The sequence below is a fragment of the Providencia manganoxydans genome, from assembly GCF_016618195.1.
Taxonomy (GTDB): domain Bacteria; phylum Pseudomonadota; class Gammaproteobacteria; order Enterobacterales; family Enterobacteriaceae; genus Providencia; species Providencia manganoxydans.
Window position 1 is genome coordinate 2,904,134 of the sequence record NZ_CP067099.1, and the last position, 21,382, is coordinate 2,925,515.

Below are 21,382 nucleotides of genomic sequence, written 5' to 3' on the forward strand. Positions count from 1 at the left end.
AAGGAAAAAAGATGGAGTTAATTTCTATAAAAGAAGTATTATCTAACACTGAAAATAATCCTGATGGTGGTTTTTATTTACCTCCAAATATTGATGAGTGGAACTTGGATACTCTAGGCATTTTTTCTGAGGATTCGTATTATTATCCTCCTGATTCTACGGAATATATACCAAAGCAAGCAACAGAAGATGGTTGGATTGAAGCGCTCGATAATGGTTCAATCGAAGAAGTTGTAGAAAATGCAAAATTACAACTTTCACATTATACGATTCATCATTTATTTGAAGCATTTGTTTTTTATGTGAAAAATGATGCTTTTATTGACTTTTCAAAATAACCGCCCTCATAAACAGTAAGCCAAATTTTCAGGCTTACTGTTGTTAAGAGCCGCTCAGTTTACCCTTTAGCCGCTAATATACTCCGCCATTAGCTCGCGCATGGTGTGTTTGATGGCACTGAGCTGCGCTTGCTGTTGTTGATTTTGTTGCTTAATCGCTCGGGTGTCTTCGCTGTCGGGGATTAATACTAAACAGCCGTTTAATATTTTCACAGTAAACGTGAAGCCAGTCTCAAAACCCGCTTCCTTCAACCAATGTCCTGTTAAGTGTATTGCGGGCGGTGGAGCGGCTTTGCTGCCGTTTGGAACATAGCCCACCGTGTAATAACGCTCTGTTTTTGGGGCTTTATTTGTACTGCTGCCTAACTTAGAACGCGCCTTAGCTATAGTCAACTCCTTGTTATACCCAAAACCAACTTATTCGCTGCTTTGCCCCCAGTGGCGATGTCTGGCGTTATACCTACGATGCTTTTGGTCGACGGCTATCGAAAACCAAAGTCGTTGATATTCTAAAAATCAATGAAAGCCCCGCCTTTCCGCTGTCAAAGCAACGTATCACCGCATGGCACTATCTGTGGTCTGGCGACCAAATGGTCGAAGAGACCCCCGTCTACGCCGATGGCACTATCGCTTACGATGCCGGTATACAGTGGGTATACCAACCGGGGGCGATAACCCCTGCTGCACGTTACCAGCGCGGAAAATTGCATTATGTGGTTACTGACCACCAAGGCACTCCGCGGGAGATGTTTATTGAAAACGGTGTCGCAAGCTGGGCAGGACGGCTCAACACATGGGGGCAACTGGCCTTTTGGGAGTCCCGTGAAGGCCGTGCTGAAAACGACCCCAACTATATTGATTGCCATTTTCGCTTTGCCGGACAATTCGAAGATAACGAAACGGGCTTGTATTACAACCGCTTTCGCTATTATGATAAGGACAGCGGACAGTATATTTCACCCGATCCCATAGGGCTGCTAGGTGGTTTTAATCCGTATGGGTATGTGCATAATCCGACGGGGTTTATTGATCCGCTGGGGCTGGCGTGTTGTCCTCTCACCTTTGAAAAAGGTACTGCAGAAAGTGCTTTTTCAAACCCTAAGCGTGTTCAACATGCAGCTCGTCATTTAATTGATGAAGGTGTTCTTCCAAATTGGAATAAAAATACAGCTGTTAAATTCAAAGAAATGGGTGTGGATATTTTAGAAAACCCTGTTCATACATTTGAGCATGTTCTAAGAGATGGAAATGCAGTAACTGGTTTTACTGGGGTTGCGAATGGGAAAACAGTTGCGTTCATGGTTTATAAAGAAGGTCCTAATAAAGGATTAATTGCTACTTCAATAGTTCCCGATGCTCAACAAATGGCTAAATGGGGGATCCGATAATGCTAACAAGAGAAGTTTTAGGTATCTATTGGAATAGTACCTTTGGTGACGTAGATGGACAAACTTTTTACCTTTTCAGCAAGAGCCTTGATTATATTTCCCCGGAGTTTCCTACATTTTTATGGCCTGAAAAGACAGAAAGTAAGAAACACAAACTATTTGGCGATGACTGGGTTATTTGGCTCTGGGATGTAAAATTTTCAACTCCACCGGAAGAATGGAAAAAAGTAACGGAAGATACATTATCTTATTTTATAAAATATAACGCTAAAATTAGTTGGTGTGGATTAGATGGATATTTCTCTGAACCACCAGAGCTTTTTGATCCAAATGAAATGTCAGGTGGAGTATATGCAGCATTGACTCCTGATGACCTATTTATATGTCATACTGATCTACACACGGAATATCGCCCTTTAACTGATGATGAATTAATATTTTTAAAAAGTCTAATTGATTAAAAAGGAAGTCAGAATACCCTTCTGTCTTCCTAATATAATGAACCGATAGTTATTCTTTAACCGTTATTTATTTCTACCAACTCACACAAGCGCAACTTGATCTCACTCAACTGCGCTTGCTGCTGTTGGTTTTGTTGCTTAATCGCTCGGATGTCTTCGCTATCGGCGATCAACACCAAACAGCCGTTTAAGATTTTGACGGTGAAGGTGAAGCCTGTCTCAAAACCTGCGTCTTTCAACCAGTGCCCTTTTAGGTGTATTGCGGGCGGTGGGGCGGCTTTGTTGCCGTTCGGGGCATAACCCACCGTGTAATAACGCTCTGTTTTCGGGGCTTTATTTGTTCTGCTGCTTAATCACTGCCTGCTGCTCAGGCTCTATCAAACTGATGGTCTGAAACTGGAGTGCCAACTCTTCGGGGTGGTGATTGAACAAAGTGAGTGGCTTGATGATGGTCTCAATCCTCAATGTTTATCCACGACCACCTATGAATACGATACCCATTTACGACTGATTAAAGCCACTAACCCCGATTCCGTCGTCGAGTTCGAGTACGATGCCCACGGTCAATTAACTTGCGAGCGCATTAATGGCCGTGAAGTACACCATCAATGGGATGAAGCCACACACGCCCTCACCCAAACACGCTTTGGTGAGCGAGAACTCCATTACGCCTTTGGCCAACTGGGGGAACTGACCCAACTTCAGGTCAATCAACATCGACCGTTAGAGTTCAGTTATAACGCCGTCGGTCAAGAATACCTGCGTCGCAGTGACGTCGGCTTTGTCAACTCCAGCCACTACAATGCCGCTGGCTTGCTGGCACACCAACGCGCGGGTCGTGGCTCGGATAACTTTTTGTGGTCGTTGTACGATAACCCACATCAACCGCCGATGTGTTCTGATGTACATCGTGATTTTCACTACAACCGTGCCCACAATGTGGTGGCCATCGAAGATGCACGTTGGCAACGTACCCAATATCACTACAACGCCAACGACCAAATCACTGAAACCCAATACAGCTCTGAACGACGTAGCCAGTATGAGCGTTTTCAGTATGATGCAAACTTAAATCTCACTGAGCACACCACCCTGCCGGAAGATGCGCATACGGCGATTATTCAACTGGCGCAAGAGCAGCAAGCGGGCCGAGTTATTCGTCGTAACTTCCCCAAAGGCCATAAAAATTATTTCTACGATGCCAACGGCCGACTCGAACGCAAAATGGTGTATCAACATGGTTATCGTCCACAAGAATGGCGCTACCAGTGGAATACCCAAAACCAACTTATTCGCTGCTTTACCCCCAGTGGCGATGTCTGGCGTTATACCTACGATGCTTTTGGTCGACGGCTATCGAAAACCAAAGTCGTTGATATTCTAAAAATCAATGAAAGCCCCGCCTTTCCGCTGTCAAAGCAACGTATCACCGCATGGCACTATCTGTGGTCTGGCGACCAAATGGTCGAAGAGACCCCCGTCTACGCCGATGGCACTATCGCTTACGATGCTGGTATACAGTGGGTATACCAACCGGGGGCGATAACCCCTGCTGCACGTTACCAGCGCGGAAAATTGCACTATGTGGTTACTGACCACCAAGGCACCCCGCGGGAGATGTTTACTGAAAACGGTGTTGCCAGCTGGGCGGGACGGCTCAACACATGGGGGCAACTGGCCTTTTGGGAGTCCCGTGAAGGCCGTGCTGAAAACGACCCCAACTATATTGATTGCCACTTTCGCTTTGCCGGACAATTCGAAGATAACGAAACAGGCTTGTATTACAACCGCTTTCGCTATTATGATAAGGACAGCGGACAGTATATTTCACCCGATCCCATCGGGCTGCTGGGTGGGTTGAATCCGTATGGGTATGTTCATAGTCCAGTGGGTTGGATAGATCCGTTTGGGTTGGCGGGTGAGTGTTGTGATCAGTTATTAGTTCTTGCTACTAACCCTAGGAGTAAAACAGTTCAAGAGATGGCTGAAGATTTAGCTAATCGAATTAACAGAAATACTGTGACTTTTTCTACTCCTAATAGCATGGGGCATATTGACTTAAGAGGAAGAGCTCATTTTGATAAAGTGACTCAAACTGATATTCCAACACCGCATGTTCAAGTTTCACCAATTAACGTTGCTCCTAATGGAAATCGCTTCCCTCTCAAAAAATTAGAAGAAGCTAGACCAGCTACAAAGCAAGATATAAGAACAGCGGAGAAATTAGCCGAGAAACAAGGACTTTTGAAATGAATGATGATCTAATTACTCAATTACAAAATTGGTATAAATCAAAATGTAATGGTCTTTGGGAGCATGAATATGGTTTAGATATCAGCACATTGGATAATCCTGGATGGAAGGTTCATATTAATGGTGAAAAAGGAAAAGAGGAATTAAATCTTACTGTTAATAATAATGATGATGATTGGCTAAATATAATAACAAATGATATAGAATTTAAAGGTTATGGAAGCCCCCAGAATTTAAATACCATATTAAATTATGCTATAAAATGGCTTAATAAACCCAGACAAAAAATATGATATTAACGCCAGAAGATCCTTTAATCTTCTGGCTTCTTCGTTTTTAAGAGCTGCTCAACTTACCCTTTAGCCGCTGACATACTCCGCAATCAGCTCGCGCATGGTGTGTTTGATGGCACTCAGCTGCGCTTGCTGTTGTTGGTTTTGTTGTTTAATCACTCGGGTGTTTTCGCTATCGGGTATCAACACCAAACACCCATTTAAGATTTTCACGGTAAAGGTGAAGCCTGTCTCAAATCCTGCGTCCTTTAACCAATGCCCTGTTAGGTGTATTGCGGGCGCTGGGGCGGCTTTGCTGTCGTTCGGGGCATACCCCACCGTGTAATAACGCTCTGTTTTCGGGGCTTTATTTATCCTGCTGCCTGACTTAGAACGCGCCTTAGCTATAGTCAACTCCTTGTTATACCCAAAACCAACTTATTCGCTGCTTTACCCCCAGTGGCGATGTCTGGCGTTATACCTACGATGCTTTTGGTCGACGGCTGTCGAAAACCAAAGTCGTTGATATTCTAAAAATCAATGAAAGCCCCGCCTTTCCGCTGTCAAAACAACGTATCACCGCATGGCACTATCTGTGGTCTGGCGACCAAATGGTTGAAGAGACCCCCATCTACACCGATGGCACTATCGCTTACGATGCCGGTATACAGTGGGTATACCAACCGGGGGCGATAACCCCTGCTGCACGTTACCAGCGCGGGAAATTGCATTATGTGGTTACTGACCACCAAGGCACTCCGCGGGAGATGTTTACTGAAAACGGTGTCGCCAGCTGGGCAGGACGGCTCAACACATGGGGGCAACTGGCCTTTTGGGAGTCCCGTGAAGGCCGTGCTGAAAACGACCCCAACTATATTGATTGCCATTTTCGCTTTGCCGGACAATTCGAAGATAACGAAACGGGCTTGTATTACAACCGCTTTCGCTATTATGATAAAGACAGCGGACAGTATATTTCACCCGATCCCATCGGGCTGTTAGGTGGGTTTAATCCGTATGGGTACGTGCATGATCCGGTTGGATTTATAGATCCATTTGGGTTGGCGTGCTGTCCACCAAAAGTTAATGCTGAACATGTTTTCCACGGTGAAATAAACCGAAGAGGAAATGCCGTCGGTTTCCATCACGAAGCCAGTATAGGTCATCAAGGAAAAGCCCGTATTAGTGAAATTACAGACCTTCCAAATGCTCAAGGTGTCTATCGAGGGAAAGTTGAGATATTTAATGCTCAAACTGGCCAATGGGTACAAAAAGGCCCCGAATCATCATTCTTCCCTAAATCTTGGAGTCGCCAGCAGGTAATGTCAGAAATAAAAGGAGCTTATCAAAACTCCACTATCCAAGGCAGCAAGTGGGAAGGAGTATCACCAAGTGGGGTAAAAATTGGTGGCTATCTTGATAAAAACGGAAACATAAACACTGCATTTCCTGTCTATGAGAAGGTTAAATAAGAATGAAATTTTATATTGATCAAGATGGTTATTCTCACGCTGAGGCAGACGAAGAACATCGCCTTATTGCTTGGTTCTTAAATGATGATGTGCAAGGTAGTTTGCATGGGGTCGAAGAATATATCTCTTGGTGTGAAGTAGTACGTAATGGCGAATTGCCACAATGGAAAGGTACTGGCAATGCGCATACTGTCACTATCAAACCAAATGGAGTCGAGATCTTTAACGAGTACACCGAAGAAAGCATGAAAATTGCCACGATAGCAGAGTTCAAAGGCTATCTTGAACAATGGAGAGAATTACTTCTAAGCAGAAAGTGATCTGATTAAAAAGCAGGAAAGATCCTCATTATCTTCCAGCTTTTTCGTTTTTACTCAATTTACCCTTTAGCCGCTAACATACTCCGCCATCAGCTCGCGCATGGTGTGCCGTATTGCACTGAGTTGCCCTTGCTGCTGTTGGTTTTGTTGTTTAATCGCTCGAATGTCTTCGCTGTCAGGGATTAATACCAAACAGCCGTTTAAGATTTTCACCGTGAACGTGAAACCTGTCTCAAATCCGGCCTCTTTTAACTAGTGCCCTTTAAGGTTTATCGCCAGCGATGGTGTGGCTTTGCTGCCCTTCGGGGCGTAGCCCACCGTGTAATAACGCTCTGTTTTCGGGGCTTTATTTATCCTGCTGCCTGACTTAAAATGCGCCTTAGCTATAGTCAACTCCTTGTTATACCCAGAACCAACTTATTCGCTGCTTTACCCCCAGTGGCGATGTCTGGCGTTATACCTACGATGCTTTTGGTCGACGGCTATCGAAAACCAAAGTCGTTGATATTCTAAAAATCAATGAAAGCCCCGCCTTTCCGCTGTCAAAGCAACGTATCACCGCATGGCACTATCTGTGGTCTGGCGACCAAATGGTCGAAGAGACCCCCGTCTACGCCGATGGCACTATCGCTTACGATGCCGGTATACAGTGGGTATACCAACCGGGGGCGATAACCCCTGCTGCACGTTATCAGCGCGGGAAATTGCATTATGTGGTTACTGACCACCAAGGCACCCCGCGGGAGATGTTTACTGAAAACGGCGTCGCCAGCTGGGCAGGACGGCTCAACACATGGGGGCAACTGGCCTTTTGGGAGTCCCGTGAAGGCCGTGCTGAAAACGACCCCAACTATATTGATTGCCATTTTCGCTTTGCCGGACAATTCGAAGATAACGAAACAGGCTTGTATTACAACCGCTTTCGCTATTATGATAAAGACAGCGGACAGTATATTTCACCCGATCCCATCGGGCTGCTGGGTGGGTTTAATCCGTATGGGTATGTGCATGATCCTGTTGGTTGGGTAGACCCGTTTGGTCTTAGTGGCTTTTTTACAGGTTCTACTTTTACAGGCCCTTCAGACATTACTTATACGGTCTATCAACAGCCTATTGACTGGGATTTAAAAGTTAATACACGAGATGGTGTAAAAACAAATCTTCAAATAGTTCTCGAAGATGGTCGAAGTCCTATGGTGGTAAAAGATGGGAAATATTCAGTTGTAAGCCTTCACCATTCTAAACAAAATGGCTTGGGGCCATTATTTGAGTTATCAACTGAAACGCATGTTAAGTATCGCTATACTAATGCATTGCATCCTCACTTGCCTGGAAGTCACCCATCTAACCCAGTGGATCGTGATCTTTTTGATGCAGATAGAAAAGCTTACTGGAAGCAAAGAGCCGAAGAAGAAGTCAATCGTAGAAAGCTGATCGATTGCTGTAAAAAAGGAGGCTAAATGTTAACCCCTAAATTAGTTGAATATTTTAAAAGTAAAAATTGGTGGTTTGATGAACCTTCAAGTGAATACCGCGATGCTTTGTTAAGTATTGATGTCGATATTGACTCTGATTTTGCACAGTTTTACTTACATGTTGAAGATTGCCCAACATTTTTAGGCCAAAATAGAGAGATCTATCAAATTGGTTGGTTTTTAATTAATAGCAATGATTATTTATTAATCCTGAAAAGTGCTCATGATGTTCTAAAATTACCTAAAGAATATTTGCCATTAGATAATTTTGAAGGTGAATATGGCTACTTTTATAATCAAAAAACTGGTGAAGTTATTGGATTAGGTTTAGGTAAAGAGCTGCGGGATTTTATAGCAGGCAAATTAAAGCCACAATGGCCTAGTTTTAATGATTTTTTAGAGTTTTTCTTTGATGTTTAAACTAATAAGTCAGTCCAATAGTTTTGTGAACTGACTTATTGTTAAGAGCAGCTCAGTTTACCCTTTAGCCGCTAATATACTCCGCCATCAGCTCGCGCATGGTGTGTTTGATAGCACTTAGCTGTGCTTGCTGTTGTTGGTTTTGTTGCTTCATCTCTCGAATGTCTTCGCTATCGGGGATCAATACCAAACAGCCGTTTAAAATTTTGACGGTAAAGGTGAAGCCAGTCTCAAAACCGGCCTCTTTTAACCAATGCCCTTTTAAGTTTATCGCCGGCGGTGGTGCGGCTTTGCTGCCATTGGGGGTATACCCCACGGTATAATAACGCTCTGTTTCGGGGCTTTATTTGTACTGCTGTCTGACTTAGAACGCGCCTTAGCTATAGTCAACTCCTTGTTATACCCAGAACCAACTTATTCGCTGCTTTACCCCCAGTGGCGATGTCTGGCGTTATACCTACGATGCTTTTGGTCGACGGCTGTCGAAAACCAAAGTCGTTGATATTCTAAAAATCAATGAAAGCCCCGCCTTTCCGCTGTCAAAGCAACGTATCACCGCATGGCACTATCTGTGGTCTGGCGACCAAATGGTTGAAGAGACCCCCGTCTACGCCGATGGCACTATCGCTTACGATGCCGGTATACAATGGGTATACCAACCGGGGGCGATAACCCCTGCTGCACGTTACCAGCGCGGGAAATTGCATTATGTGGTTATTGACCACCAAGGCACTCCGCGGGAGATGTTTACTGAAAACGGTGTCGCCAGCTGGGCAGGACGGCTCAACACATGGGGGCAACTGGCCTTTTGGGAGTCCCGTGAAGGCCGTGCTGAAAACGACCCCAACTATATTGATTGCCATTTTCGCTTTGCCGGACAATTCGAAGATAACGAAACAGGCTTGTATTACAACCGCTTTCGCTATTATGATAAAGACAGCGGACAGTATATTTCACCCGATCCCATCGGGCTGCTGGGTGGGTTTAATCCGTATGGGTATGTGCATGATCCGGTTGGATTTATAGATCCATTTGGGCTAGCAAAAGAACCTATTATTTTCTTACCTGACGGTGGTGATGTGTTACACCCTAAAACCGTTTCAGCTCAAAATCCTGAAGGGCTATTTACAATAAAAGCTACAGGTAGCTATGCTGATGATAAGTTAGCACTATATAAAGCTGCTGGTATAGAAGAGTATCCGTCACGTAAGTGGATTTCACATCATGTAAGTTATAACGCCGAAAAAAATGAAATGGTTATGCAACTCGTTAATCCTGAATACCATAGCCACCCTCATGTAGGAGGAGCTCATCAATTTGAGGAAAAAACTGGACACAAATATGGTACTCAAAATGCTATTGATGAAGCCACTAAACGAAATAATGCTATATTAAATTGCAAGCCTGGAGGGATAAAATGTTGAGTGAATTTTTTACAGATCCTCACTTAAAATTTGAAAAATCACTAGATGGGTTAACATCAGAAGAAATAAAGACATTCATTCCTCAAGAGTTTAATGGAAAAGATTTTTTCATTGAATTTTATAAACATTTTAATGGTGGCTATTTTTATGGCGGTGCTTTTATCTATCGCGATAATTTTAATAAAATAAATGATAATGATTATAACTTGATGGAAATTGAATCATTTAATTTTATATCATTAGATGATATTGGCTCCCCTTACTTACTTTCAATATCAGATGTATTGAAATATAGACGTAAGATCTCTAAGGATTTTATTGATTTTACCCAATTTAATATTCCTTTTGCTGGTGACGCTGGAGATAATGATTATTGGATTAGTCTTGAAACCGGAGAAATTAAGTATACTAAATCTACAGATATTGATTGTTTAGATAACATTATTGATATTGCACCATCCTTTCGTGATTTTTGTCTGAATATACAATCAAAAAGAAGATAATTACTTAATATTGGTTTAATAGCCAGAAGATCCTTGGAATCTTCTGGTTTCTTAGTTTTTAGAGCCGCTCAGTTTACCCTTTAGCCGCCAATATACTCTGCCATCAGCTCGCGCATGGTGTGCTGTATTGCACTGAGCTGCGCTTGCTGTTGTTGGTTTTGTTGTTTTATTGCTCTTGTCTCTTCGCTGTCCGGTATCAACACCAAACACCCGTTTAAGATTTTGACGGTAAAGGTGAAGCCAGTCTCAAATCCTGCCTCTTTTAACCAATGCCCTTTTAAGTTTATCGCCGGCGGTGGTGTGGCTTTACTGCCTTTGGGAGGCGTAGCCCACTGTGTAATAACGCTCTGTTTTCGGGGCTTTATTTGTTCTGCTGCTTAATCACTGCCTGCTGCTCAGACTCTATCAAACTGATGGCCTGAAACTGGAGTGCTAACTCTTCGGGGGTGATCATTGAATAAAGTGAGTGCCTTGATGATGGTTTCAATCATCAATGTTTATCCACGACCAACTATGAATACATCACTGAAACCCAATACAGCTCTGAACGACGTAACCAATATGAACGTTCTCAGTACGATGTAAACTTAAACCTGATCGAGCACACCACCTTGCCGGAGGATGCGCATACGGCGATTATTCAACTGGTGCAGGAGCAGCAAGATAGTCAGGTCATTCGCCGTAAAGCCCTCAAAGGCCATAAAAACCATTTTTACAATGCCAATGGTCGACAACTACTCAAAAAAAGCGCTGTTGATATCTATATCAAATCACCATTATGATATAGATACTAGAATGCATATACTCACCTAACCCTATTGAATTATAAAATATGAAATATTATGCAAAAGTCATTGCACTGAATCCAGATATTGAAGAAGAAGTAACAATTTCTCTTGGTGAAATTGTATTAACATGTTTTATCAGTGAACTTAGTAGACCAATACAATTGAATAGCGTTTATTTAGTTACGCTTGAGCTTGAAATTTTTGATGAAATAAGCGCTGAGTTATCTACTGATTCATTACCAAAACAAATTGAGAGTTCATTTGCATATGAATTGAATGGATATCTATTCGAAAACAAACTCATTGTATGTAATACAATATTACAACATGATTTATTGTATGAGTTATCATTTTATGAAAATAAATATGTGAGAATTTATGTAGATAGAATTAATGTTTCATTTTTAAATTGATTTTTTAATGTATTTTTTAAAGTTTATGTATTTATTTAATTTATAGCCACTTCATTTATAGATTAGATTAGATTAGAAAAATAATGAAATATCAGTATCTAAATGACCTAATCTCATCAACTTCCTTCGATATTAATTATCTTTATCACTTTTAAATATACTATTAGCTACCCTCTCCGATTCAATTTCTCGAATTGCTTTTTTATCTAAGTTGCACTTGGCAATTGAATTCATTGCATCTACTAGCAATAGCGGCATATCTTTCCAATTCATTTTTTCTGGAATATCAGGTTGCTCACAATCAGCGGTTAGATGTACTGGGATCGGTACTGGTTGAACGGGCACTAATACCTCTTTTGTAGTTGTGCAACCCGTTAATAACATCATCAGGCACGGCAGTATTAGCACATTCATTATCTTTGAGTATTGTTTTGATAACAGTCTTAACCTTGACATACTCTGAGTCCTCACGTTGCTTTGCTTTAATATTGTGGAGTGAGACTTGATAGTGAAGAATGATCGTAGACCGAGTGACTTTACTTATTAACTCTAATGCTGCAAGTTCTTTTGTTAATGATTTATTCTCATTTATTAGCTGTCGATTCTCGGTGATTAGCCAATTTAATAAGCCGCCTAGTATCATAACTCCAACTAAAATAAGGGCTACCCTTTTCCAGTTCATGATAGTTCCCACGTTATTCCTAACGTAGCCTCATTGTAAACGAGCTCACTGTAAAATTCAGTGATGATAATTATTTTAGATAACGTATAATGATGAGCTAATTTACGCATAACATTTAAGCCCTATTTAATTTTAATAAAAGATATTAAACTTTTATCTTAATTAAATAATAACTGTATTTCTTAACGTTTAGTTGAAACTTACTTGTAAAAACTCACAATAATATTCATCATTTCTTAACCTTTCATGTCATAGAAAAAGTAAAATTACTATAAAACATTTTATAATGGATAAAAAAACTATCCTAAACGATGATTGCAAGCCTATACTGGCCATCACAATTTAGTGTTTTTAATTAAAAAGTTAATTTTTTTCGATTTATAATATTTAAATCACTTATTTAGTAAATGTACACAATCAATTAATTTATTAACAAGCTCAAGTTTGGGGCTATTATTGAGGGGTATTCTCACTTTATTTTTAAGATAGCTATCCAATCTCAACTTATCATATTCATAACCTAATATACTGAATGTGGCTATAGTATATTGATTTTGTTTAACAAAATCTAACATGTCAATTTTTTCAGACATTTCAATAGATATCGAATCTCGACTTTGAAATCTAGAAGTAATACTTACAGAGCTTATGTCTCTACAGGAGACAGAAAATTCATTTTTATCGGTTTTAAATGACAAACAAATATCATCCAATTGACACTGATTAGCCGAAATTGCAGACGTAGACAAAAAAATAGCTATAAACAACATTGATAATCTCATGCTAATAAACTCATTCAACTTAGATAAATTTATTATATCAGAGTATCGACTCACTTGGCTTAGATGCATTATCAATATTGAAAGAAATACTCAGGGAAGAAAATACTGGTCTACACTTGGCTAGGTTGCACCAAAAATCGAGTAGTTTTGTGATAGCTGTCTCGATTATGTCCCAAGTGACACTGGTTAGTAACATGAATAACTCATAACCCATTGAAAAACTTAGTGGGTTGTGGGGGGCTCGAACCCCCGACCTAATGATTAAGAGTCAACCGCTCTGCCAACTGAGCTAACAACCCATTGAATTTATTTAACGCCTTCAATTTCATACAGTCAATATTATTCTGCTATTTTTACTTAGATAATTAAATTTTAGTTACTAATGTTAATTCAATGTTATTGTTAGATTAAGATATCGCCACTTCGATGATTGTAAGTTAAGTTTTCCTTACTCTAATTGAGATTTGTGTCACAATATTTTATGCAAACACCGTCACACAACTAAAAATATACTGTGACTGCACATTACTAACCGCCTTGGATCGATATATATGGAAGAAAATCAACCCGCAATCCCAACGCATTCTTCAGCTGATCGCAATCAGCTAAAACGTAGCCTCAGCAATCGACATATCCAACTGATCGCCATTGGTGGCGCTATTGGAACAGGTTTGTTTATGGGGTCAGGTAAAACGATTTCTCTTGCTGGGCCATCAATCATTTTTGTCTATATGATTATCGGCTTTATGTTATTTTTTGTTATGCGAGCAATGGGGGAGTTACTACTTTCAAATCTCAACTACAAATCTTTTAGTGATTTCTCCGCTGATCTGATTGGTCCGTGGGCTGGCTTTTTCGTCGGCTGGACTTATTGGTTCTGTTGGGTGATCACAGGAATTGCCGATATTGTTGCTATCACATCGTATGTCAGTTTCTGGGTACCCGATTTCCCTGAATGGGTTACCTCATTTATTTGTGTAGTAACATTATTGACCCTGAATTTAGTCTCAGTCAGATTATTTGGTGAGCTTGAGTTCTGGTTTGCCATGATCAAAATTGTTGCCATTGTTGCCTTGATCGCTGTTGGTGGAACATTAATTGCCATGAATTTCCAATCACCCGCAGGTCATACCGCTTCTTTGAGCAATATCTGGAATGATGGTGGGATGTTCCCTATGGGGATCAGTGGTTTCTTTGCTGGCTTCCAAATCGCTATCTTTGCCTTTGTAGGGATAGAACTCGTGGGCACCGCAGCAGCTGAAACTCGTGATCCTGAAAAATCATTGCCAAGAGCAATTAACGCCATCCCATTTAGGATCATTGCATTTTATGTATTATCACTGATTGTAATTATGGCGGTCACACCATGGCGCACGATTTTAGCGGACAAGAGCCCGTTTGTTGAAATGTTTGTACTCATTAGCTTGCCTGCTGCCGCCAGTGTGGTTAACTTTGTGGTGCTCACATCAGCGGCCTCTTCTGCAAACAGTGGTGTTTTTTCGACTAGCCGTATGTTGTTTGGTTTATCCAAAGAAGGTGATGCACCGAAGCAATTTAGCCGTTTATCAAGCAAGGCTGTACCCGCAACAGGGCTGATTTTTACCTGTATTTGCTTAAGCTTTGGTATTGTACTGATCTATTTTATTCCAGATATCATGCATGCTTTTACACTGGTTACCACAGTGTCTGCGATCTTGTTTATGTTTATCTGGAGCATGATCCTACTTAGCTATCTAAAGTTTAGAAAACATCGTCCGCAGCTGCATAAAGCATCACACTATAAAATGCCCGCAGGGATTGTGATGTCGTGGATTTGCCTAGCTTTCTTTGTATTTATGGTGATCATATTAGCATTCCAGCACGATACTAGGCAGGCGCTAATTGCCACGCCAATATGGTTTATTATCTTGTTCGTCGGTTACCATTTCGCTAAACGCCACAAAAAAGCACAATAATCCATTTAAATAGCAAGAAAAAGGCCGAATAATCATTGATTATTCGGCCTTTTATTTATGTAATTATTTACTTTGTTTTATACTCTGCTTCTGCTTCTTCAAATCGAGCCTGAGCCGCTGCACTTGGTGCTTTGGTTAGTAGGCTGACGACGACAATCGCAATCGTCGCTAAAATGAAGCCTGGAATAATTTCGTACAGTCCGAACCATTTGAATTTCATCCACACCAGCACAGTCACTGCCCCCACAACCATACCAGCAAGCGCACCTGTACGCGTCATGCGTTTCCATAACACTGACATCAGAACAACTGGACCGAATGCGGCACCAAACCCTGCCCATGCGTTACTGACTAAAGCAAGCACTTTGCTGTTAGGATCACGTGCAATATAGATAGCAATCGCCGCCACTAACAGCACCATAAAGCGCCCTACCCAAACTAACTCTTTTTGGCTGGCATTTTTACGGACAAAAGGTTTGTATAGATCTTCTGTTAAGGCACTTGCACATACTAATAATTGGCAACTTAAAGTACTCATCACGGCCGCTAAAATTGCTGATAGTAAAATACCTGCAATCCATGGATTAAATAAGATGCCTGCAAGTTCCATAAAGATCCGCTCATTATTCCCCATCACTGAGGAAGCCAACGCAGGGTTCATCTCAAAATAAGCAATCCCAAAGAAACCAACCGCAGTTGTTCCGCCCAGACATAAGATCATCCATGTCATACTGATACGACGAGCAGAACGTATGGTGCGATGAGAATCCGCCGCCATAAAGCGCGCTAAAATATGTGGCTGCCCGAAATACCCCAGTCCCCAACCTAGTAGAGAAATAATAGCGACAAAGTTTAGCCCCTTAAACATATCTAAATATTCAGGGTTTTTCGCTTTAATTACCTCAACAGCGGTATCTAAACCCCCTAATGAAAAAATGATCACAATAGGCGTTAAAATCAAAGCAAAGATCATTAATGAAGCTTGAACGGTGTCAGTCCAACTTACCGCTAAGAAGCCCCCTAGGAAGGTATAAGCAATTGTTGCCAATGCCCCTAACCACATCGCTTTTTCATAACTAATATTGAATGTGCTTTCGAATAGCAATCCACCAGCAACGACGCCAGAAGCACAATAGATAGTGAAGAATACAAGAATAACAACAGCAGAAATAATACGTAAGATTTTGCTCTTATCTTCAAAACGGCTCGTAAAATAATCAGGTAATGTGAGCGCGTTATTATTCTTTTCAGTTTGAACCCGTAGCCGACCTGCTACGAATAGCCAGTTTAGATAAGCTCCTAAGCTCAAACCAATGGCAATCCAACTTTCTGAGATACCCGCTAAGAAGATAGCGCCAGGTAACCCCATTAGCAGCCAGCCACTCATATCTGAGGCCCCTGCTGATAATGCGGTGACAACACTTCCTAAACTTCGCCCACCAAGAATATAGTCATCAAAGTTTTTTGTTGAGCGATAAGCTAAGTAGCCAATAAGTAACATGCCAGTAATGTATACGATGAACATAATGATCATCGGAGTGCTTACGGTCATTCGCCTTCTCCATAGAATTGTTGTTTCCCGCCTATCCTATTTATAAATTATAAAAATATTTGGGATTTATATTTATTAAGCAGTGATATTTTTTGATTTGTTGCACTTAATTGCACATCTGCAAATTAAATAACAAATATTATGTGTATTGTGATTTTATTGTGTTGCACTTCTTAATTAAAAAGATTACACCTGCATGCTAGACAAACTCATTTCAATTTAACAAGAAATTAACGTTATTTTGTTCCATAAACGATATCTGCATCACAAATGTTACAATTTTGATAATTTAACCAATAGATTGATTAACTTATGCTCTAAAGGCAAATCACAAATAACACAATGATTTAAATTGAAAATTTATTAATTCACCTATCAACCATCCAATTTAACCAATAAAAATACGATATATTTCACACTTCGGTTAGAATTGGCTTTAACAATGTTGCACAAAGTTGCAACATGATGCTATTAAGGTGTAACTTTATTGTTTTCTTACTCTTACATACTCTAAATAATTCAACGTATCGTTAATGAACGAACCACTAGGGCATACAATGTATGTGACTGGTGCGAGTGAGTGCACTACAGCTTGAAAGATGAAGAGTATCAATCATTTGAGGAAATAGGGATGAGTAGTACAACAACTATGGGTGTCAGACTTGATGAGGCAACTCGTGAACGCATTAAAACTGCTGCTCAGCGTCTTGACCGCACACCACATTGGTTAATTAAACAGGCTATATTCAATTACCTTGAACAACTGGATAATGCGCAATTCATCCCTGAAATTTCCACGGGACAAGATAGCAAAGACAATCCAATTTCAGAAGAAGAATCATTAACTGAATCAAATTATCAGCCATTTTTGGATTTTGCTGAGCATATTTTACCCCAATCGGTTAAACGTTCAGCGATAACATCTGCTTATCGTATTCCAGAAACTCAAGCTCTGCCTATGTTATTACAACAAGCACAGCTGCCTCCTGAGCAAGCCGATGCCGCACATAAATTAGCCTACTCTATCGCGGAAAAACTGCGTAACCAAAAAAATGGTATTGGCCGTTCAGGGCTGGTGCAGGGCCTATTGCAAGAATTTTCTCTTTCTTCACAAGAAGGTGTTGCACTAATGTGCCTAGCAGAAGCATTGCTACGCATTCCAGACAAAGCCACTCGCGATGCCTTGATCCGCGATAAAATCAGCACGGGTAATTGGCAATCCCATTTAGGGCAAAGTAGCTCAATGTTTGTGAATGCGGCAACTTGGGGTTTATTGTTTACAGGTAAATTAGTTTCTACTCACAATGAAGCCAAACTCTCTAGCTCTTTAAACCGGATCATCAGTAAAAGTGGTGAGCCACTTGTCCGTAAAGGCGTTGATATGGCCATGCGTTTGATGGGTGAACAATTTGTAACAGGCGAAACCATTGCTCAAGCCTTGGCTAATGCACGAAAACTCGAAGAAAAGGGTTTCCGCTACTCTTACGATATGCTAGGTGAAGCTGCACTCACTGAAAAAGACGCTCAAGACTATATGGTGTCTTATCAACAAGCGATCCACGCTATCGGTAAAGCCTCTAACGGTCGTGGTATATATGAAGGTCCTGGTATTTCCATCAAATTATCAGCATTGCATCCACGCTATAGCAGAGCCCAATATTCACGTGTGATGGAAGAGCTGTATCCACGCTTATTATCACTGGTACTGCAAGCACACCAATACGATGTAGGAATTAATATCGATGCAGAAGAAGCCGATCGCTTAGAGATCTCCCTCGACCTGCTGGAAAAATTGTGTTTTGAACCACAGCTAGCGGGTTGGAACGGTATTGGCTTCGTTATTCAAGCCTATCAGAAACGCTGCCCATTTGTGATTGACTCCATTATTGATCTTGCTGAGCGTAGTAAACGCCGTTTGATGATCCGACTCGTAAAAGGAGCTTATTGGGATAGCGAAATTAAGCGCGCTCAAATGGATGGATTAGAAGGCTACCCAGTTTATACACGTAAAGTCTATACTGATGTTTCTTATCTCGCTTGTGCTCGCAAATTGTTATCCGTTCCTAACCTGATTTACCCTCAATTTGCGACTCATAACGCACATACACTAGCTGCAATTTATCAACTTGCAGGTAAAAACTACTATCCAGGTCAATATGAGTTCCAATGTCTACATGGAATGGGTGAACCTTTATATGAGCAAGTCGTTGGTAAAGTTGCGGATGGTAAACTCAATCGACCTTGCCGTATTTATGCGCCTGTAGGAACGCATGAAACATTATTAGCCTATTTAGTACGCCGTTTATTAGAAAATGGTGCCAATACTTCCTTCGTTAACCGAATCGCTGATACGACGATCCCTCTTGATGAGCTGGTCGCTGATCCCGTAAAAGATGTTTTAGAAATGTCTAAAACTGAAGGGCAAATTGGCTTACCACATCCAAAAATTGCGCTACCTCGTGACCTATATGGCAAACGTCGAGTTAACTCAATGGGTCTAGATATGTCCAATGAGCATCGCCTTGCTTCCCTCTCTAGTGCGCTATTGACCGCTGCAATGCAGGAAAAATTAGCACAACCATTATTAGGTGGGGAATTTAAAGCCACTATCGCGGCAGAAGCGGCTTACCCAGTCATTAACCCTGCTTGCCACGCCGATATTGTCGGTCAGGTACGTGAGGCAACCGTCGAAGAGGCTGATCATGCACTCAACATCGCCAGCGATGCAGGAGCCATTTGGTTTGCGACGCCACCATCAGAGCGCGCAGCAATTTTATTACGTGCTGCCGATATTATGGAGCAACAATTACAGTCGTTGCTGGATATTTTAGTTCGAGAAGCAGGGAAAACCTATGCTAACGCCATTTCTGAGGTGCGTGAAGCGGTGGATTTCCTTAATTATTATGCGACACAAGTCAGAGATGATTTCGATAACAATACCCATCGCCCATTAGGCCCAGTCGTTTGTATCAGCCCATGGAACTTTCCACTGGCGATTTTCACTGGCCAAATCGCAGCTGCCCTAGCCGCAGGTAATACTGTATTAGCCAAACCGGCTGAACAAACCCCGATTATTGGCTCAATTGCTGTATCAATGTTGCATCAAGCGGGTATCCCACGGGAAGTGTTGCAATTTTTACCCGGTAAAGGTGAAACAATTGGTGCGAAATTAGTCGGCGACCATCGAGTTCGCGGCGTGATGTTCACGGGTTCAACTGAGGTTGCAGGCTTACTACAGCGTAATATTGCAGGCAGACTGGATGCTCAAGGCCGCCCAACACCATTAATTGCTGAAACAGGTGGCTTAAATGCCATGATCGTCGATTCATCGGCTCTGACAGAACAAGTTGTGACTGATGTTGTTGCATCTGCATTTGATAGTGCGGGTCAACGCTGCTCTGCTCTACGTATCCTTTGTATCCAAGAGGATGTTGCAGATCGCACCATACGTATGTTGAAAGGCGCAATGGAAGAGTGTCGCATGGGCAATCCTGAGCATCTTTCTACTGATATTGGTCCTGTTATTGACAGTGAAGCCAAAGAGAATATTGAGCAGCACATTCAACAAATGCGCAGTAAAGGTAAAGAGGTTTTCCAAGCAGCATTCAATAGCTTAGATGATCATCGCGAGCAGCAAGAAGGCACTTATGTTAAACCAACTTTGATTGAATTAGACAATGTCTCTGAGTTGAAAAAAGAAATTTTTGGCCCTGTGCTACATGTGATCCGCTTTAAACGTGAAGAGCTTAAAGAATTGGTCGATCAAATTAATGCTGCTGGCTACGGGTTAACATTAGGTGTACATACACGCATCGATGAAACCATCAACCAAGTCGTGGCGAAAGCGAAAGTCGGTAACCTTTATGTCAACCGTAATATGGTAGGTGCCGTCGTTGGTGTACAACCATTTGGCGGAGAAGGTCTATCTGGAACGGGTCCTAAAGCAGGTGGTCCATTGTACTTGTATCGTTTACTCAGCGAACGTCCTGACAATGCAGTCTGCCGTACATTAGAAAGACAAGACAATGAATTGCCTATGGATGCAAGTGCTCGCCCTATTCTACTTGAAACCTTTGACACCTTCTCAACATGGTCAGAGAAGCAAGAATATGGTGTTGAACCTGCCGTGTTAGAGCGATTTGCTCGCCAAGCTCAGGCAGGCACTTCACGTCTATTACCTGGTCCTACAGGTGAACGAAACACTTATACTTTAACACCACGAGGCGTAATTCTTTGTCTCAGTGACAATGAAAAAGATTGTTTGATCCAGCTAGCTGGGGTATTGGCAAATGGTTGCCAAGCGTTATGGCCGGAAAGTGAAATGCATCAGCGCTTGTATAAAGCACTACCAGAAAAAGTTCATCATACTGTTTCAATAAGCAAAAATTGGTCTGAGCATAGCCAACACATTGAGGCAGTTATCTATCATGGTGACAGTGATCAACTTAAAACGGTATGTGAAACCATTGCTCAACGTAAAGGACCTATTATTTCAGTCCAAGGGTTTGAACGTGGCGAAACTAACTTACTGCTAGAAAGATTAGTTCATGAGCGTTCATTAAGTGTTAACACCGCGGCAGCTGGTGGTAATGCAAGCTTAATGACTATCGGTTAATCAATTAGCCTGAGTCTAATATCTTTAGGCTCAGGCATTATTAAATATATTATTTCTAATCTTAATAACAATATCAGTCCATAAAAAATAAAATTGTTATTTTTTATGGACTGATATTGTGGTTAATACTTACTCTAAATATGATAATTCAAACGAGATATAAAATCTCAATTGATGATTTTTTATATTATAGAGACCCACAAAAACAAAAAGGTGCCCTTTAAGGACACCCTAAACAATTTAATTATTTTACTTTGAATAAGTAGTTA

General features: G+C 41.4%; 23 protein-coding genes, 1 tRNA gene and 1 pseudogene. 15 read left to right on the forward strand and 10 right to left on the reverse strand.

Annotated features, from left to right (window positions below; translation table 11 throughout):
• Positions 1-11: 11 nt before the first annotated feature.
• Entirely contained in the window at positions 12-338 is a 327-nt protein-coding gene (locus tag JI723_RS13035; RefSeq protein WP_070929582.1) for a DUF7716 domain-containing protein, read from the forward strand.
• 66 nt (positions 339-404) lie between these two features.
• Here the strand turns inward: JI723_RS13035 and JI723_RS13040 are convergent, their stop codons facing one another.
• Positions 405-731, reverse strand: coding sequence for a SymE family type I addiction module toxin (locus tag JI723_RS13040; protein ID WP_337979430.1), 327 nt, complete (start codon positions 729-731; stop codon positions 405-407).
• A 197-nt stretch (positions 732-928) separates the two neighbouring features.
• Here JI723_RS13040 and JI723_RS13045 point away from each other — a divergent pair, with 197 nt between their 5' ends.
• Both JI723_RS13045 and JI723_RS13050 read left to right on the forward strand, forming a co-directional pair.
• On the forward strand, positions 929-1,726 hold the full coding sequence (locus tag JI723_RS13045; protein ID WP_337979431.1) for an RHS repeat domain-containing protein: 798 nt from the start codon (positions 929-931) through the stop codon (positions 1,724-1,726).
• Positions 1,726-2,187: a hypothetical protein gene (locus JI723_RS13050; protein WP_337979432.1), complete on the forward strand. Its 462-nt coding sequence runs from the start codon at positions 1,726-1,728 to the stop codon at positions 2,185-2,187. Before JI723_RS13045 ends, JI723_RS13050 begins: the two co-directional genes overlap by 1 nt.
• A gap of 56 nt (positions 2,188-2,243) precedes the next feature.
• Here JI723_RS13050 and JI723_RS13055 read toward each other — a convergent pair whose 3' ends face one another.
• Entirely contained in the window at positions 2,244-2,492 is a 249-nt protein-coding gene (locus tag JI723_RS13055; protein WP_337979433.1) for a SymE family type I addiction module toxin, read from the reverse strand.
• Between the two features lie 115 nt (positions 2,493-2,607).
• On the opposite strand from JI723_RS13055, the gene JI723_RS13060 reads away from it, so the two are divergent.
• Both JI723_RS13060 and JI723_RS13065 read left to right on the forward strand, forming a co-directional pair.
• Positions 2,608-4,440, forward strand: coding sequence for an RHS repeat domain-containing protein (locus JI723_RS13060; RefSeq protein WP_337979434.1), 1,833 nt, complete (start codon positions 2,608-2,610; stop codon positions 4,438-4,440).
• Entirely contained in the window at positions 4,437-4,733 is a 297-nt protein-coding gene (locus JI723_RS13065; RefSeq protein ID WP_337979435.1) for an Imm53 family immunity protein, read from the forward strand. The genes JI723_RS13060 and JI723_RS13065 overlap by 4 nt, the downstream gene beginning before the upstream one ends.
• A gap of 66 nt (positions 4,734-4,799) precedes the next feature.
• Here the strand turns inward: JI723_RS13065 and JI723_RS13070 are convergent, their stop codons facing one another.
• Positions 4,800-5,126: a SymE family type I addiction module toxin gene (locus tag JI723_RS13070; RefSeq protein ID WP_337979436.1), complete on the reverse strand. Its 327-nt coding sequence runs from the start codon at positions 5,124-5,126 to the stop codon at positions 4,800-4,802.
• 197 nt (positions 5,127-5,323) lie between these two features.
• Between JI723_RS13070 and JI723_RS13075 the strand changes: the two genes are divergently transcribed.
• Complete coding sequence (locus tag JI723_RS13075) at positions 5,324-6,184, forward strand: EndoU domain-containing protein (protein WP_337979437.1); 861 nt, start codon at positions 5,324-5,326, stop codon at positions 6,182-6,184.
• 2 nt (positions 6,185-6,186) lie between these two features.
• Complete coding sequence (locus JI723_RS13080; protein ID WP_319067474.1) at positions 6,187-6,504, forward strand: hypothetical protein; 318 nt, start codon at positions 6,187-6,189, stop codon at positions 6,502-6,504.
• Positions 6,505-6,570: 66 nt separating this feature from the next.
• Here JI723_RS13080 and JI723_RS13085 read toward each other — a convergent pair whose 3' ends face one another.
• The gene (locus JI723_RS13085) at positions 6,571-6,717 is read right to left on the reverse strand and encodes a hypothetical protein (RefSeq protein WP_319067477.1); all 147 of its coding nucleotides are present in this window, start codon (positions 6,715-6,717) and stop codon (positions 6,571-6,573) included.
• A 377-nt stretch (positions 6,718-7,094) separates the two neighbouring features.
• Here JI723_RS13085 and JI723_RS13090 point away from each other — a divergent pair, with 377 nt between their 5' ends.
• Together JI723_RS13090 and JI723_RS13095 are read left to right on the forward strand one after the other, a co-directional pair.
• Positions 7,095-7,964, forward strand: a complete 870-nt coding sequence (locus tag JI723_RS13090) for an RHS repeat-associated core domain-containing protein (protein WP_337979438.1) — start codon at positions 7,095-7,097, stop codon at positions 7,962-7,964.
• The gene (locus JI723_RS13095) at positions 7,965-8,399 is read left to right on the forward strand and encodes a hypothetical protein (RefSeq protein WP_319067481.1); all 435 of its coding nucleotides are present in this window, start codon (positions 7,965-7,967) and stop codon (positions 8,397-8,399) included.
• A gap of 64 nt (positions 8,400-8,463) precedes the next feature.
• On the opposite strand, the gene JI723_RS13100 is transcribed toward JI723_RS13095, so the two are convergent.
• Positions 8,464-8,715: a SymE family type I addiction module toxin gene (locus JI723_RS13100; protein WP_319067483.1), complete on the reverse strand. Its 252-nt coding sequence runs from the start codon at positions 8,713-8,715 to the stop codon at positions 8,464-8,466.
• A 271-nt stretch (positions 8,716-8,986) separates the two neighbouring features.
• Here JI723_RS13100 and JI723_RS13105 point away from each other — a divergent pair, with 271 nt between their 5' ends.
• Together JI723_RS13105 and JI723_RS13110 are read left to right on the forward strand one after the other, a co-directional pair.
• Positions 8,987-9,823: an RHS repeat domain-containing protein gene (locus tag JI723_RS13105; protein ID WP_337979439.1), complete on the forward strand. Its 837-nt coding sequence runs from the start codon at positions 8,987-8,989 to the stop codon at positions 9,821-9,823.
• Positions 9,817-10,326 (forward strand): SMI1/KNR4 family protein, encoded by a 510-nt coding sequence (locus tag JI723_RS13110; protein WP_272580857.1) that lies wholly within the window; start codon positions 9,817-9,819, stop codon positions 10,324-10,326. The genes JI723_RS13105 and JI723_RS13110 overlap by 7 nt, the downstream gene beginning before the upstream one ends.
• 80 nt (positions 10,327-10,406) lie before the next feature.
• Here JI723_RS13110 and JI723_RS13115 read toward each other — a convergent pair whose 3' ends face one another.
• Positions 10,407-10,529 (reverse strand): hypothetical protein, encoded by a 123-nt coding sequence (locus JI723_RS13115; protein ID WP_337979440.1) that lies wholly within the window; start codon positions 10,527-10,529, stop codon positions 10,407-10,409.
• A gap of 45 nt (positions 10,530-10,574) precedes the next feature.
• Positions 10,575-10,691, reverse strand: a pseudogene (locus tag JI723_RS13120) (SymE family type I addiction module toxin); the annotation flags it as partial.
• Positions 10,692-10,937: 246 nt separating this feature from the next.
• Here JI723_RS13120 and JI723_RS13125 point away from each other — a divergent pair.
• Positions 10,938-11,108 carry a hypothetical protein gene (locus JI723_RS13125; RefSeq protein WP_272580859.1) on the forward strand — a complete coding sequence of 57 codons (171 nt, stop codon included), beginning with the start codon at positions 10,938-10,940 and terminating at the stop codon, positions 11,106-11,108.
• A 50-nt stretch (positions 11,109-11,158) separates the two neighbouring features.
• On the forward strand, positions 11,159-11,527 hold the full coding sequence (locus JI723_RS13130; protein WP_272580860.1) for a hypothetical protein: 369 nt from the start codon (positions 11,159-11,161) through the stop codon (positions 11,525-11,527).
• A 132-nt stretch (positions 11,528-11,659) separates the two neighbouring features.
• Here the strand turns inward: JI723_RS13130 and lysC are convergent, their stop codons facing one another.
• Both lysC and JI723_RS13140 read right to left on the reverse strand, forming a co-directional pair.
• A complete protein-coding gene (lysC, locus tag JI723_RS13135; RefSeq protein WP_254679770.1) occupies positions 11,660-11,983 on the reverse strand; it encodes an Rz1-like lysis system protein LysC in 324 nt (107 codons plus the stop codon).
• Positions 11,984-13,217: 1,234 nt separating this feature from the next.
• Positions 13,218-13,290 (reverse strand) — tRNA-Lys (locus tag JI723_RS13140).
• Between the two features lie 252 nt (positions 13,291-13,542).
• Between JI723_RS13140 and cycA the strand changes: the two genes are divergently transcribed.
• Entirely contained in the window at positions 13,543-14,946 is a 1,404-nt protein-coding gene (gene cycA / locus JI723_RS13145; RefSeq protein ID WP_140181555.1) for a D-serine/D-alanine/glycine transporter, read from the forward strand.
• A 67-nt stretch (positions 14,947-15,013) separates the two neighbouring features.
• On the opposite strand, the gene putP is transcribed toward cycA, so the two are convergent.
• The gene (gene putP, locus JI723_RS13150) at positions 15,014-16,498 is read right to left on the reverse strand and encodes a sodium/proline symporter PutP (protein WP_070924705.1); all 1,485 of its coding nucleotides are present in this window, start codon (positions 16,496-16,498) and stop codon (positions 15,014-15,016) included.
• 631 nt (positions 16,499-17,129) lie between these two features.
• On the opposite strand from putP, the gene putA reads away from it, so the two are divergent.
• On the forward strand, positions 17,130-21,113 hold the full coding sequence (gene putA / locus JI723_RS13155; protein WP_337979441.1) for a trifunctional transcriptional regulator/proline dehydrogenase/L-glutamate gamma-semialdehyde dehydrogenase: 3,984 nt from the start codon (positions 17,130-17,132) through the stop codon (positions 21,111-21,113).
• The last annotated feature ends 269 nt before the right edge of the window (positions 21,114-21,382 follow it).

Excerpts from the sequence above, each read along its gene's own strand:
- putA (WP_337979441.1), top strand. The coding sequence starts at position 17,130 with ATGAGTAGTACAACAACTATGGGTGTCAGACTTGATGAGGCAACTCGT.
- lysC (WP_254679770.1), bottom strand. The coding sequence starts at position 11,983 with ATGTCAAGGTTAAGACTGTTATCAAAACAATACTCAAAGATAATGAAT.
- JI723_RS13050 (WP_337979432.1), top strand. The coding sequence starts at position 1,726 with ATGCTAACAAGAGAAGTTTTAGGTATCTATTGGAATAGTACCTTTGGT.
- JI723_RS13110 (WP_272580857.1), top strand. The coding sequence starts at position 9,817 with ATGTTGAGTGAATTTTTTACAGATCCTCACTTAAAATTTGAAAAATCA.
- JI723_RS13105 (WP_337979439.1), top strand. The coding sequence starts at position 8,987 with ATGGTTGAAGAGACCCCCGTCTACGCCGATGGCACTATCGCTTACGAT.
- cycA (WP_140181555.1), top strand. The coding sequence starts at position 13,543 with ATGGAAGAAAATCAACCCGCAATCCCAACGCATTCTTCAGCTGATCGC.
- JI723_RS13090 (WP_337979438.1), top strand. The coding sequence starts at position 7,095 with ATGGTCGAAGAGACCCCCGTCTACGCCGATGGCACTATCGCTTACGAT.
- JI723_RS13095 (WP_319067481.1), top strand. The coding sequence starts at position 7,965 with ATGTTAACCCCTAAATTAGTTGAATATTTTAAAAGTAAAAATTGGTGG.
- JI723_RS13075 (WP_337979437.1), top strand. The coding sequence starts at position 5,324 with ATGGTTGAAGAGACCCCCATCTACACCGATGGCACTATCGCTTACGAT.
- JI723_RS13045 (WP_337979431.1), top strand. The coding sequence starts at position 929 with ATGGTCGAAGAGACCCCCGTCTACGCCGATGGCACTATCGCTTACGAT.
- JI723_RS13035 (WP_070929582.1), top strand. The coding sequence starts at position 12 with ATGGAGTTAATTTCTATAAAAGAAGTATTATCTAACACTGAAAATAAT.
- JI723_RS13130 (WP_272580860.1), top strand. The coding sequence starts at position 11,159 with ATGAAATATTATGCAAAAGTCATTGCACTGAATCCAGATATTGAAGAA.
- putP (WP_070924705.1), bottom strand. The coding sequence starts at position 16,498 with ATGACCGTAAGCACTCCGATGATCATTATGTTCATCGTATACATTACT.
- JI723_RS13080 (WP_319067474.1), top strand. The coding sequence starts at position 6,187 with ATGAAATTTTATATTGATCAAGATGGTTATTCTCACGCTGAGGCAGAC.
- JI723_RS13065 (WP_337979435.1), top strand. The coding sequence starts at position 4,437 with ATGAATGATGATCTAATTACTCAATTACAAAATTGGTATAAATCAAAA.